This is a genomic window from Bacillus sp. 7884-1, assembly GCF_002272245.1.
Lineage (GTDB): Bacteria > Bacillota > Bacilli > Bacillales > Cytobacillaceae > Neobacillus.
Genome location: NZ_NPDD01000240.1, coordinates 1 through 13416 on the forward strand (window position 1 = coordinate 1; position 13416 = coordinate 13416).

15 protein-coding genes are annotated in these 13416 nt (G+C 36.0%); 6 read left to right on the plus strand and 9 right to left on the minus strand.

Features of this window, described 5'->3' with window-relative positions:
- Positions 1 to 98: 98 nt before the first annotated feature.
- Positions 99 to 806, minus strand: coding sequence for an SDR family NAD(P)-dependent oxidoreductase (locus tag CHI06_RS25880; RefSeq protein WP_095251528.1), 708 nt, complete (start codon positions 804 to 806; stop codon positions 99 to 101).
- Positions 807 to 869: 63 nt separating this feature from the next.
- The gene (locus CHI06_RS25885) at positions 870 to 2039 is read right to left on the minus strand and encodes an MFS transporter (protein WP_095251529.1); all 1170 of its coding nucleotides are present in this window, start codon (positions 2037 to 2039) and stop codon (positions 870 to 872) included.
- Positions 2040 to 2227: 188 nt separating this feature from the next.
- Between CHI06_RS25885 and CHI06_RS25890 the strand changes: the two genes are divergently transcribed.
- The gene (locus tag CHI06_RS25890) at positions 2228 to 3124 is read left to right on the plus strand and encodes a LysR family transcriptional regulator (protein ID WP_095251530.1); all 897 of its coding nucleotides are present in this window, start codon (positions 2228 to 2230) and stop codon (positions 3122 to 3124) included.
- 120 nt (positions 3125 to 3244) lie between these two features.
- On the opposite strand, the gene CHI06_RS25895 is transcribed toward CHI06_RS25890, so the two are convergent.
- Both CHI06_RS25895 and CHI06_RS25900 read right to left on the minus strand, forming a co-directional pair.
- Positions 3245 to 4462 (minus strand): sensor histidine kinase, encoded by a 1218-nt coding sequence (locus CHI06_RS25895; RefSeq protein WP_095251531.1) that lies wholly within the window; start codon positions 4460 to 4462, stop codon positions 3245 to 3247.
- 170 nt (positions 4463 to 4632) lie between these two features.
- Positions 4633 to 5283, minus strand: a complete 651-nt coding sequence (locus CHI06_RS25900) for an NAD(P)H-binding protein (protein ID WP_095251532.1) — start codon at positions 5281 to 5283, stop codon at positions 4633 to 4635.
- 403 nt (positions 5284 to 5686) lie between these two features.
- On the opposite strand from CHI06_RS25900, the gene CHI06_RS25905 reads away from it, so the two are divergent.
- A complete protein-coding gene (locus tag CHI06_RS25905; protein ID WP_095251533.1) occupies positions 5687 to 6598 on the plus strand; it encodes a LysR family transcriptional regulator in 912 nt (303 codons plus the stop codon).
- Positions 6599 to 6757: 159 nt separating this feature from the next.
- On the opposite strand, the gene CHI06_RS25910 is transcribed toward CHI06_RS25905, so the two are convergent.
- Positions 6758 to 7339: a nucleoside hydrolase gene (locus tag CHI06_RS25910; protein ID WP_095251534.1), complete on the minus strand. Its 582-nt coding sequence runs from the start codon at positions 7337 to 7339 to the stop codon at positions 6758 to 6760.
- Positions 7340 to 7490: 151 nt separating this feature from the next.
- Between CHI06_RS25910 and CHI06_RS25915 the strand changes: the two genes are divergently transcribed.
- The 3 genes from CHI06_RS25915 to CHI06_RS25925 are packed head-to-tail and all read left to right on the plus strand — an operon-like array spanning position 7491 to position 8524.
- Positions 7491 to 7862, plus strand: a complete 372-nt coding sequence (locus CHI06_RS25915) for a DUF2089 domain-containing protein (RefSeq protein ID WP_095251535.1) — start codon at positions 7491 to 7493, stop codon at positions 7860 to 7862.
- Entirely contained in the window at positions 7862 to 8251 is a 390-nt protein-coding gene (locus tag CHI06_RS25920) for an SHOCT-like domain-containing protein (protein ID WP_095251536.1), read from the plus strand. The genes CHI06_RS25915 and CHI06_RS25920 overlap by 1 nt, the downstream gene beginning before the upstream one ends.
- Before the next feature lie 3 nt (positions 8252 to 8254).
- Positions 8255 to 8524: a hypothetical protein gene (locus CHI06_RS25925; RefSeq protein ID WP_095251537.1), complete on the plus strand. Its 270-nt coding sequence runs from the start codon at positions 8255 to 8257 to the stop codon at positions 8522 to 8524.
- A 140-nt stretch (positions 8525 to 8664) separates the two neighbouring features.
- Here the strand turns inward: CHI06_RS25925 and CHI06_RS25930 are convergent, their stop codons facing one another.
- The 3 genes from CHI06_RS25930 to CHI06_RS25940 all read right to left on the minus strand — a co-directional run bounded on the left by CHI06_RS25930 (position 8665) and on the right by CHI06_RS25940 (position 10251).
- A complete protein-coding gene (locus tag CHI06_RS25930) occupies positions 8665 to 9192 on the minus strand; it encodes a dihydrofolate reductase family protein (RefSeq protein ID WP_095251538.1) in 528 nt (175 codons plus the stop codon).
- 61 nt (positions 9193 to 9253) lie between these two features.
- On the minus strand, positions 9254 to 9772 hold the full coding sequence (locus CHI06_RS25935) for a GNAT family N-acetyltransferase (RefSeq protein ID WP_095251539.1): 519 nt from the start codon (positions 9770 to 9772) through the stop codon (positions 9254 to 9256).
- A 26-nt stretch (positions 9773 to 9798) separates the two neighbouring features.
- Positions 9799 to 10251 (minus strand): MarR family winged helix-turn-helix transcriptional regulator, encoded by a 453-nt coding sequence (locus CHI06_RS25940; protein ID WP_095251540.1) that lies wholly within the window; start codon positions 10249 to 10251, stop codon positions 9799 to 9801.
- 119 nt (positions 10252 to 10370) lie between these two features.
- Between CHI06_RS25940 and CHI06_RS25945 the strand changes: the two genes are divergently transcribed.
- Positions 10371 to 10811, plus strand: coding sequence for a GNAT family N-acetyltransferase (locus CHI06_RS25945; RefSeq protein ID WP_095251541.1), 441 nt, complete (start codon positions 10371 to 10373; stop codon positions 10809 to 10811).
- Positions 10812 to 10936: 125 nt separating this feature from the next.
- On the opposite strand, the gene CHI06_RS25950 is transcribed toward CHI06_RS25945, so the two are convergent.
- Positions 10937 to 12964: a YhgE/Pip domain-containing protein gene (locus CHI06_RS25950; RefSeq protein ID WP_095251542.1), complete on the minus strand. Its 2028-nt coding sequence runs from the start codon at positions 12962 to 12964 to the stop codon at positions 10937 to 10939.
- Positions 12965 to 13416 lie beyond the last annotated feature (452 nt).

Consider the following 13416-nt stretch of genomic DNA (forward strand, 5'->3'; position numbering starts at 1 on the left):
TACAATTATATGGACTTAATCAAAATTCCTCCAATAAATATCATTAATATTTGTATCCTCTGGCTGAACAATTGCTATAAAAAGACTCCATTCAAATATTACCAATCGATTTGATCTCCATCTCTGAAGAATCCTCCATTGGGTCCTTCAGGTCCAATAGTCGCTAACCACAGGATAGACTCAGCAGCTTGCTTAGGAGTTATTGGAGCAGATTGTCCTCCCATATCTGAGCTTACCCATCCAGGATCGACTGCATTTATTTTGATATCACCATTGATTTCCGAAGCTACCAATCGTGTTAATCCATTTAGGGCAAATTTAGACAATTTATAAGCTCCTACTCCTGGATAAGACATTTCGCTCATCGCCCCATATTCTGAGGAAACATTAATAATTCTCCCATACCCCTGTTTTTCCATGAGGGGAATAAAGGAACGAATCACATGGTAAACACCGAAGAAATTAGTAGCCATTGTTTTCTCCAGAATGCCAAGATCCATAGCCAATAACTTTTCATTCTTATCTAAATACACGCCTGCATTATTTACCAATACGTCTAATCTTCCAAAACGCTTATTTACTGTAATGGCAGCTTGATTAATGCTTTCTTGATTATCTACATCCATTTCCACAAAAGAAACATCAAGATTTGAATCGATAAGTTTTTGCGCAGCTTCATGACCCATCTCGGGGTCCCGACTTGCCAAAATGACCTTAAAACCTTTCAATGCCAAGTGCTTGACCAACTCATATCCAATTCCTCGATTCCCGCCGGTGACAAGTGCAACTTGTTTATCATGTGACATGTAAATCCTCCATTTCTCGTTCTCAGATTGAGTACCTTCTAAAAACTCTAAAAGAGATACTCCCTATGTCGAGAGTTGTTTTGTAGAACTACACATATAATTTCTTAGTAAAATAGTTAATAAACCTAGTATCAATGATAGAATTCCTACTATCACAACGTATTGTGTACCCATATCCGATATAATTAATCCGCCCACAGCTGCCCCAAATGTTGTTCCTAAGTTAGCGGATGTTAGAAATAATCCATTCGCAAAATCAGGAGCCTCGGGAGCTGCAGACATAATCCAATACTGAGTGATATTGCCCCCAATACCTGCCAATACTCCCCAAATTAACGCAATAATCGCCATAGGTACGGTTAAATGTCCTGTGAAAAATAATAGGATATAAACTGCCCCTAATACAAAAGGATAGGTTACGACAGATTTCTTCGCATTTTTAGTTAATAATTTCCCTGCCACAATATTTCCTATAATATTGGCTCCACCGTAGACGAATAGTATTAAACTAATAGAATTCGAAGACATATTGGTAACGGTTTTCAGATAATCAGCAAGATAACTATAAACTCCGAATACGGCGGAATTTAATAAAATGACTGTTACGATAGAAAGCCATGTCATTGATTTTTTTAATACTGATATTTGAGTTCCATAAGAAAGTCTTTCCTCTACCGGCATAGATGGTACAAAAAGTAACGTAGCAATGAATGCTACGGCATTCACAACAGCAAAGAATACCATCGCCATTTGTAAAGAAACTGCGGTAGCAATAAAACTTGCCACTGGTACACCGACTACCATACCGGCAGATACCCCAATAAATACTCTCGAAACAGCTTTTGGTGCTTCTTCTTTACTTACTGAGGCGGCCGCTACGGAAAAAGCCAACGAACAATAAATTGGATGAAAAAAGGCTGGAATGATACGAGCCATTAATAGAATGGTAAAGTTAGATGTAAATATGGATACGATGTTACCAAAAACAAAAACACCTAGTACAAGTAACATGACCTTCTTCCGATTGATTCCTGAAAATAATAAAGGCATCGTTGGACCAGATACTGCAACAACCAAGGCAAAAAGACTCACCAGCCATCCTGCTTTTGATACACTGACATGAAAATGTTCGGCAATGTCAGGTAATATCCCTATAACACCCATTTCAGTATTTAAAATGCCAAATACTCCAATTGTTAATATAAAAATCACCAAATTATTCCGTTTAGTCAAATAAACAACTCCTATCTTCAACTTTTAAATGACTTTAGCTTTTATACGTGTTTTACCTAAAATCATCCTTTGTTAATAATTCTAGTGTAATCCTGGTATATAGCAATTACTTATATCAAATACCATGATATGCTTGATAGGCATTTCTGAACTATATATACTAAAACATGATAAAGGAGGAGTAAAAGATGGAATTAAGGGTTTTGCGCTATTTTCTTACTGTTGCAAGAGAAGGAAGTATTACAGGTGCTGCTGATTTTTTGCATCTTACCCAGCCAACCTTATCAAGACAATTAAAAGACCTCGAACAACAGTTAGGAAAAAAACTATTCATTCGCAGTAGTCATAGTATCGTACTTACAGAAGAAGGAATGCTTCTGCGAAAGCGAGCAGAAGAAATCATTGATATGATCGATAAATTAGAGGCAGAATTTAGTTCCATGGAGGAAACAATTAGTGGTGATGTTTACATTGGTGGTGGGGAAACAGATGCCATGAGACAGATCGCTCGGGTAGTAAAAGATTTACAGTTACGTTATCCAAATATACGGTATCACCTCTACAGCGGAAACGAAGATGATGTGACTGAACGGCTTGACAAGGGATTGCTCGACTTTGGTATTTTAATTCAGCCAGCAGATTTATCAAAATACAATTATATCAATATCCCTGCCAAAGATGTTTGGGGAGTTGTGATGAGGAAAGACAGTTCACTTGCTTCCAAAGATACCATCCAAGCTGTGGATTTATTAAATGTTCCGCTAATCTGTTCACGACAGGCAATGAAACAGACATTCTCTAAAAATGAATTTGCGGATTGGTTTGGTGAAGATTTTGATAAATTAAACGTCGTAACTACATACAATCTTGCCTATAATGCTGCCATTATGGTGGATGAGGGCATTGGTTATGCACTAACCCTTGATAAAATAGTGAATACTTCTAGTGATAGTAACCTTTGTTTTAGACATCTAGAGCCAAGACTTGAATCTAGCTTAAATATTGTATGGAAAAAACACCAGGTTTTTTCAGCTGCTGCTGATTTGTTTTTAAAAGAAATTCAGGTGAAATTTTCAAGTCTTTGACCCTACGGCTTCTTCATATCGTAGTAGCTGTTTTAATATTTATTTGACGATTATTAGCTTATCTTGAAACAATTATCTCTCTAATAAAAAAATGGGCTACATATTTGCAGCCCTTTTTACTTACCCCATATTTGCTGCTGGAAACCGAATGGTAACCGTTGTTCCTTCACCTTTTACGCTATCAAAGTGAATGGTTCCTTTATACTTTTCAGCAATATTAAAGCAAATCATCATCCCTAGGCCAGTTCCTTTACTTTTTAACGAGTAAAATGGTGTACCAAGAGATTCCATTTCTTCCTTTGACATTCCTTGTCCACTATCCGTTACTTTAATTTCAACCAAGTTCTTATTCCTTTCAGCGGTGACCACAACAGAATCACCAACTTTCGATGCTTCAATCGCATTTTTAATAATGTTAATTAATAGCTGTTTAAATTCGATTGTATTCGCAGCGATATAACAATCCTCCACCACACTTAGTACAATCTCATTATGATGTAGGAGGCCGTAAGTGTTGAGTAGATCCGTTACACTTTGAAGAACATTCTTTACATTTACTAGTCCCGTTTCAGTGTCTTTGTCGGGCTTAGCAATGGATAAAAATTGAGAAATTACCTGTTCTGCACTGTTTAATTCATTAATCAGTAACGAGTAATGCCGCTCACTATTTTTATGATATGTATTATCTTTCTCATATAACTGTAAGAAGCCTTTAACCACTGTTAATGGATTTCTAATCTCGTGTGCCACAGCAGCAGCCAGCTGTCCAGTTATTTTCAGACGTTCTGTATGTTTAATTTGCTCATAGTAGAGCTTCTGTTTCTCCAACCGTCCATGCGATAAGTAAAAAATAAAATAGAGAATGGCTTGGCTTCCTAAAAAGTTAATAATATTTCCAATCAAATCTTTACTTATATAAGGATAAAGATCTCCTCGGTCAATGATGGCAATATAGCTAAAAAGACTTATGATGGACAAAGTATTTAATAGTAAGGAAAGATGAAAGAGTTTTGTATCAAAAAACAAGATTGAAATGGCAGGAATAAAGCATAAAAATATAAAGTTGGACCAGGTATTCGGATATAAAAAGAAGATGGTATAAAAATAACTAGATGCTATGACGATGATAATGATCCTAAGAAAATGTGACTTATATAAAGGGTAAATTAATAAGCAACTAGAAAAAAAGAAAACTAAAACACCATGCATAATATAGCCTAGTCCAGGATGATGAAGAAGTGGATTACCGGCAAACAGCCCAAGTAGCATAAGTGCAATTACCACTAACACTGTGCCGTAATATAACTTTAAATTAATTTGAGTATTTTTGTTCTTCATACTTACCCCTTCTGCTAAGAGCCAAATCTTAATTTGTATCAAACTTCCTATATTCTATCATATTGCTTTATGGAAATATAAAGCTACAGGTTAGATTGTATAAAAAAAAGCCTCAGTAGTAACTGAAGCATAGAGATTATATGCAAAATATTTTAATACCCTCAGACATTTTAATTGGTTTCGGCACATTTCCAAATCGCTTTACCTTTTAGTGTAAAAATGCCGTTTTCTTTTGTTTTGGCGGAATTTATCATGGCTTGAGCCAATATTTCTGTCGGCAGAGGATTTTGTGTGCGAAAAATCCCTATTCTATTAAAAAACTGTATGGCTTTCAATCCGGCAACTTCAGCAGTTCTATCACTATTTTTTCGTATCAATACAGGCGGGTTAAAGATTGCTAACTTTGAAAAACCTAAAGCTTTTACAGCTTCTTCTAACTGCCCTTTCATCCTAGTATAAAAGAAGGGAGAATTAGGCGAAGAAAAACCAGAAGATACCAATACATAATTATTCACATTGTTTTGTCTGGCTAATTTTGCAAACTGGTATTGATAATCGTAATCCACTATCCATTGACCTTCTTTACCTCCCGCCGCTTTAAGTGTAGTTCCCAAACAAGAGAATAAAACATCGCCCTTCACTAAATGCTTCCATTGTTCTGGTATATCAAAGTTAATAATATGTATCTTTAATTTTTCATGTTGGATATCCAGATTACGCCTAACAAAAATATCTACCTGAGGATAAGAATCGTCTTTTAACAATAAATCCAGCAAGTCTTTACCTGTCGCTCCCGTTGCTCCTATTAATAATGCATGCATTTTATTCTCCTTATGGTTAAATATAATCACTCTTAAATTAATTTCCGCGTTGGTTCTAATTTAGGGTAGTAAAGAGGGACCTATAGTTAAAGCCCCTTCTAATATGATACAAGGTAAAGCTTAGTATAAGTCAAGCGAAAGTCTAAATAAAAAAATCCCCTCCATTTTCCAAAAGAATCCTAGCATCATAAATAGCCTTTTTCTATTTATTTTCGACTCTAAACTACAGCATATAAATTTAAAAGAACTAAATGCAAGTTCTCTTCTTTCAGGATTGTAACTTTTTTATATTAGTATAATTCCTTTTCTAAAATGTGTTTGCAATATATAATTTAGTAATTCATTGTTCGGATTTTTTTGATAAAATTCATGAATTAAACGCATGAAGGTGGGGTGGAAAACAATGGAGACGAGACAAATACAATATTTCCTGGAAGTAGCAAAAAGAGAGCATGTAACAGAGGCAGCAGATGCGCTGCATATTGCCCAATCTGCCATTAGCAGACAAATTTCCAATTTAGAAAAGGAATTAGGTGTAGAGCTTTTTATACGTGAGGGAAGGAGCGTAAAATTAACCCCTCTTGGCAGAATTTTTTATGATCGGATTAAACATGTTTGGTATTTGATGGAGGATGCAAAGAGAGAAATAACAGAGTATTTAAGTCCTGAAAAAGGGACTGTTCGAATTGCCTTTCCGATTAGCATGGCAGCCCATACATTGCCTCATATTATTTATTCTTTTCGGACTCGTTTCTCTGAAGCGAAATTTCAAATGAGCAATGCCCTTTATTATGATTTAATAGATGGTGTTGTTAATGGTCAATTTAATTTGGCGATGATTGCCCCCATGCCAAATCTGGAAAAAGAAAAAAAGATTAAAGGGGATATCTTATTCACAGAGAATATCGTTGCCCTCATCCCTCTTCATCATCCATTATCGGACCGGCCATCCATTCGATTACGGGATTTAATAAATGACCCCTTCTGCGTTCTTCCTGAAGGGTTTGTATTTCGTGAACAAGTTGTTCAAGCATGTAACGGTGTGGGTTTTTCACCAAATATAGCATTCGAAGGGAAAGATATTGACGCATTAAAGGGGTTAGTATCTGCAGGCTTGGGAGTAGCATTGATGCCTGAGATGACATTGGTAGATAACACACCACGCTCTACTGTCGTTATTCCAATTTCAGATTCGAGACTCACTCGAACAGTTGGTGTTATCTACCCGGCCGAACGTAACCTGCTTCCAACTGAAGAATTGTTTTATAATTTTCTGATTGAAACCTATGAAAGATTGAATGAGTTTAAAAAGTAGAAATACCATCATGCACCGGCAGAGCCATACGGTGTAATCTGGAAAGCTATCCGACTACATTAAAACAGAACGATAGAGAATAAAAAGACACATTAATTAGCTCTAGATATAAAATCCAAAGAATTTAATGTGTCTTCTGTTCTCTCCATAAATTAGTAGCTAAAAAAGTCGGCCTAGAAAATGGTTTAAAAAAATGTCGGCTTCTACTTGAGTACAGACTTGAATTTTGTGTTCACCTTCAGAGTGCGCTACGGTTCTCCCGTACTCTTCTCCTTCTAAGACAACCTTAACATTCCATTTTTCCTTCTTAACGAAACTAGGGTCAATTACAACACCAACAGCAAGAGGGTCGTGTAGGGCACAACCGCCAATACCTGGGTGGAATTTTTCATATGATTGCATATAAAAACTGGTCAAATCTGCAAAAAAATGGGACGCATCCGTACCCAAGGCTCGCCAATCAGCCAATCTTGCATTTGATAATAGTGTCTGCATAGTAACATCAAGACCTACAACAGTTACTGGTAACCCAGATGAAAACACACTATCAGCTGCTTCAGGGTCGGATATTACATTTGCTTCGCTATATGGAGTGACATTACCCTTTACAAAAACGGCACCACCTATGATAACTACCTCTTTTACAAGAGAGACTATTTCTGGTTCCTTTTGAACTGCGAGCGCCAGATTCGTAAGTGGCCCGACCGCAATGATCGTAATCTCGTGCGGACGCTGTTTCATTTTAACTTATATGTACAATATATTAATTTATTTAATATTAAAATTAACTTATTGAATAAAAATATAAAATTTTATAAATAATTTTAAAAATTAATTTGAAAATTCAAGGATATGGTGTATGATATGAATAAATAAAAGAAAGGAGAACAGTATGGCGTATCCTTTACTTACTAATTGTCCTGTTTGCAGTAAGTCTCTTAAAATCACTAAGCTACAGTGTAACCATTGCCAGACAACAATTGAAAATGAATTTGAAGTTTCAAGACTGGCATCTCTCGGTCAGGAACAGCTGCATTTTATTGAGATTTTTCTTAAATGCCGTGGAAATATCAAAGAGGTCGAGAAGGAGCTCGGAATTTCCTATCCAACTGTCAGAGGGAAATTAGATGAAATAATCTCTACTCTGGGATATTCCTCTCAAAAGAAACCGGAAGTGGATAAGAAAAAAATTGTATCGTTATTGGAAAAAGGCGAAATTACGGCAGAGAAAGCCATTCAATTATTAAAAGAGGGGGAAGTTTAATGAAGGACGAAATTTCAAGAGTCTTAACGCTGGTGGAGGAAGGCAAGATTGATAAGGAAAAAGCAAGTGAATTAATTTCTATCTTACAAGGCAAAGATCAGCCAGAGCTAGTGACATTAAAAAAAGAAGCCCCCTATGGAACTAAAATGTTAAAGATTCGTGTGACCTCCGAACAAGGTGATAATGTAAATGTGAATCTGCCAATTAATCTAGTAAAGGCTGTTTTAAAAGTAGGCACAAATATTGCTGAAAAAATACCTGAGGCAGAAAAATATGTAAAAGATATTAACGTAGACCTGCTAATCGAAGCAATTGAAAACGAATTGGACGGAGAGATTGTTAACATCACTTCGGCCAATGGGGATAAAGTTTTTGTGGTGATTGAGTAAATTATGTTAAAAGTCAAGGTGAAAGCAAAGGATATACGATTTTCCATTCCCGTTCCCTATGGTGTTTTAAATTTGGTTAGTTTAATTATTACATCAAAAAGGATTAATCGCTTAATAAAAAAAGCAATTGAAAAGGATGGCAGCAAATTCCTCTTCCCGGAAATAGAAAGAAAAGATTTGAAGCCCTTGCTGCAGGGATTATCTAAGCATAGTGGAGTTATCCTTTTTGAAACGAAATTGAAGGATGGAACTGAGGTAGAAGTGAAGCTTTAATAAAACTTCTAAATCGTATTTTTTAAGGGAATCGGCTTCGCCTTCTTTAATAAGAAGGCGTCTTTTTCTAATCAATCAGACTGGAGAAACACACATTTAATCATTCTTCCCCCTACCAAAAAGGGGAAAGATGATCCAGATTATTTCTTTATATAATGAAGCATTGCAAGTTGACCTAATTTTTCTACTTTCGTTAACGTGTATTTTTGTGTAATATCATCTCCGATATAAAGGGAGATTCCTTTCCCTAATATTACGGGTGCAATGGCTAGTTGGATTTCATCAATTAAATTTTCTTTGAAAAATTCACGAGCTAAATTTCCTCCACCAATCAACCATATATCTTTACCAGGTTCTTGTTTAATTTTATGAATAAAAGTTTTGACGTCTTCATTAATAAATGAAGCGTACTCATCTGACCCGCTAACAGATTTAGAAAACACATAATTTTTATAATCACTATAAGGATAGTCCTTATCAAATCCACGAACGACATCATACGTTCCTTTTCCCATTACAACACTGTCAATTCTCTCAAGGAGTGTACTGTAGCCGGAATCTCCTTCGACTTCTGTTGATTCCAACCATTCTAATGTACCATCATCATTTGCGATATAACCATCAATTGAAGTACCAATATATAAAATAATGTCACGCTGTTTCTTCATTTGGATCTCCTCACCTTGTTTAAGATTCGCTCAAAAATTATTATTATATTAACAAATTTTATTAGACAAGTGATTTGATCATAATAAAGTCTATTTGTTCTTCATTACCCATATAAAAGGAGTGCGTACCAGCTTGAACGAATCCTATTTTCTTGTAAAAAGCAATCGCGTTCTCGTTTTTTTCCCAAACACCAAGCCAGATTTTGTTTTTTCCCTGTTCCACCGCTATTTCTATCGCCTTATTAATGAGATATTTACCAAGCCCTAGTTTTTGAAATTTGGCCCTTACATAAATCCTCTCTATTTCAAGGGAATCCTCACCCATATTTTCCGACTGAGCGTCATGGGAATTCACCTTCAAATATCCAGCCACTTCATTATTAAAATAAACAAAGAAAAATCGGGAAAAGATATTGGATAATTCTTTTTCTAATTGTTTTACGTTAAATGCTTTTTCCAAATAAGCATTCATAATTTCGGGCGAGTTCTGATCCTTAAATGTTTCATTAAATGTTTCATAACTAATCTCTTGAAGTATGGATAAGTCTTCAATGGTACACGGTTTTATATTTATACTCATAATAATATGCGCGCTCCTTTATCTACTCAATAATTTCTCTTGTTTCCCTTTTTTACATGTTCCCAGTCTTTTTCTATATTTTTTCTTACTCTTTGAAGAAGGTCGAAAATTGTTTCTACCTCTCTTTCGGAAAATCCCTCTAATGCTACGGTATTGGAATAATCATTTTCGCTTTTAATAAACGGATATACATTTTTCCCTTTCTCTGTTGGAAAGAGTTTTTTAATCTTTTTGTTAAGTTGGTCGTCTTTCTTTTCGATAAAGCCATTTATTTCAAGTTTTTGGATAGCACGAGCTGCTGTTGTTCGGTCTACTTTAATCATTTCAGCTACCTTTTCTTGAATGATTCCGGGGTTTTCACATATCCGCACAAGGTACAAATACTGCCCTTTAGTAAGCTCATATTCTTTAAATTCTATATTACTTATAGAATCTAAAGCTCTAGCGATCATTCCAATTTCCCGTAAAATTTCCTTCATATCTTACTCCTTAAATGAAGTTTTTTGTTGCAATTACAACATAATTACTATAAATTAAATTTAACTTATTATTGTTGTAAATACAATAATATTATTAAATTTTAAAGGATTGAAAAAACATGAATGTAAAAAGAATAACGATGGAAGATGATCTAAGGAAGGCATTTCACATAAGGAAAGCCGTATTTGTTGAGGAACAAGGCGTTCCAATAGAGGATGAATTTGATGAGTTTGACAATCTCAATGGTCAATGTGAACATATCTTAGTCTATTTCGAAGAAAAACCTGTCGGAACAGGACGGGTACGATGGGTTAATGAGTTTGGAAAATTAGAGAGAATTTGTATTCTGGAACCATACCGGAAATTCGGTCTTGGTAAAGTAATTATTACAGCATTAGAGGAAATTGCACAGGAAAGAGGAGCAACACATGTCAAATTACACGGTCAGACACAGGCAGAGGGATTCTATAAAAAACTAGGCTATCAGAGTTCATCAAGCATATTTATAGAGGATGGAATTCCGCATTTATTAATGACGAAAGAATTATTGAACCGGTAATGAACTGTAGTGGAATTAATCTTCCCAAATAATAAAGTCATTCCTGCTGTTGATACAATTTTATTAACGGCCCCGTAGTGTTAGACACTTTACTAACATTACGGGGTGTTTTTAATGAGGGTGGTTCATGGGACGATTTTGGTTGATTTCGCCCTTTCTGCTGTACGGTGAATCCACGCTCCCAAAGGTCGTTTTAGAACTAGTGCTACAAGAAAGCTAATACCAACAAAAATCAGCAGATAAAGGGTGTCTCTTATCACGACCGCCTTAATCATTCCTCCCACCGTTTCACGGAGTATGCTGACACCATAGGTGAATGGCATGAACGGGTGCAATGTTTGAAAAAAGGCTGGCGTCAAGCTAACAGGAAAGGTTGCACCTGAACTGGAAATTTGCAATACCAATAAAATGATGGATAACCCCTTTCCAATATTGCCAAACACCGAACAAAGCGTATAAATAATAATCGTAAACACAATGCTGATAAAAATACTAAATAGCACAAACCATAGTTTGTCCGCGACATACGCATGGATTATATACAAATCTCCTACTGATACAATGACCGCTTGGAGAATACTAATGGTCAAAAACGTTAATAGTCTTCCAAAATAAATTTGGTAGTGCTTATATTGACCTTCCACGTCTTCTACATCCACTCTTAGTGAAGACACCAGAAGTGTGCCGCCTACCCAAAGTGCGAGCATGGTATAAAAGGGTGTCATCGCTGACCCGTAATTCGGAATTGGAAAAATCCGCTCTGTTTTTAACAGTATCGGTTTTGCTAAGAAACTGCTTTCCTTATTTGGATCATGCTTTAAGTATTCAATCAAATCATTTATATTGACGCTGCTCTTAAACTGTCTGAGTCGATCTGCTGCATTCCTTACTTTCTCTTCGAATCCCGGCAAATCATTTCTGGCAAAGTCAGCTGCCTTATGGATCGCTTGTTCTGCTGCTGGAAGCTTGGTACGAATCAGATCTGCGGCTTCACGAATATCGGACTCCACTTTAGGCAGGTCGTTCCGTACAAATTCAGCTGCTTTGTGGATTTTTTGTTCAACCGTAGGCAGGACATCTTTCACAAAGTCTGCTGCTGAATTAATCCCACCCGTAACCTGATCTACCTTTTGCTGTAAATCCATCCGGGTACTTTGGATGATTCCGTGTATATTCATTAGTTCATTGTATAGTGAAGTTAACTGCTCCGAATTGGTATCTGATTGATTCGCCTCATTGACACTATCCATTGCTTGTTTTAATTGGGTTTCTATTTCGGTTATTTGAGTCACAACGTCATTGATGATGGCATTTGTTCTAGAAATATCATTGAGCCTTTCCTGCATAATTAACACTTGTTCACCCGCATCCTTGACAAGCGGCAGGCTTGCCTCCACTTTTAGGATACTCGCTCCCACCTGTTCAAGTTCAGGAATCCTTTGTTCCATGGCAATAATTTGTTGGCCATTCTCATGAATTTCAGGTAATTTTCCTTCCAATTCAATCGCTTTCCTCCCCATTTCTTCAATTTGCGGGAGTGCCTTTTCAAGTTCAAAGATTTGGTTTTCAACAGAAAGAATGGACGGCAAATCCTTTTCAAGTTCCACTCCTGCTTTATAAAATGCCGAGAAAATTGCATCTCCTACTGTTTTGATAAAAGCTTCACTAATTTGGGCGGTTACTCCTGTGGCACCAGTGGCAGCAATTTTAGGTGCTACGGCATTAATTTTTTCATTTACACCAAAAACGATTTGCGGCTTTTCTGGATTTGCTTCTAAAATACTTGTAATTTTCTTAGAAAATTCTTTTGGAATCATAAGATAGGCATAATAATCTCCATGTTTTACTCCGCGTTTAGCTTCTTTCTCGTCGACAAACACCCAGCCAAGCTTTTTATTCATTTTTAGAGCTTTTATCGTTTCTTCTCCAACATTAATCTTCTGCTTGGTTAAACGAACTATAGCGCCTTCATCTTCATTGACAACGGCAACGATTATGCCTGAAGTATTCCCATACGGATCCCACATAGACTTGATGTTAAACCATGCATATGCGGAAGGAAGCAGTATAAGTCCAACCACCAATAATGCCACTGTAGGAACACTGAGGATATTTTTCCAATCAGTAGTATAGATACTCCATATTTTCCTCATTTATAAAAACACACCCATTCCACAACATACTATTTCTATTGTTGTAAATAATGGTGTTTTTATCCCAAAATCAAAACCGTACCGTTCAAGTCAATTTAGGGGTGCGGTTGTTTGTGATAGCAAAATAATATCCATTAATTTTTTTTTGTAAAGCTTTGTTAAATTTCATTGTTGATTATTAGTCAACGGTATAAAAGGTCGATGAAAGACAAATCAGGAGAATTCCTAGTGAGATTAGTCCTTCAAAAGCGTGATGAAAGACAAATCAGGTGAGTTCCTAGTAAGATTAGTCCTTCATAAGCATGATGAAAGACTAATCAGGAGATCCCTCATTGAGATTAGTACTTCATCGGGTCTTCGTGAGAAAAATCAACATCTGACTTTAACAAAGCCTTTGTAAAAAAAAACACTCACAACTATTGATAAATCAATAATCGTGAGTGTCTTCATCA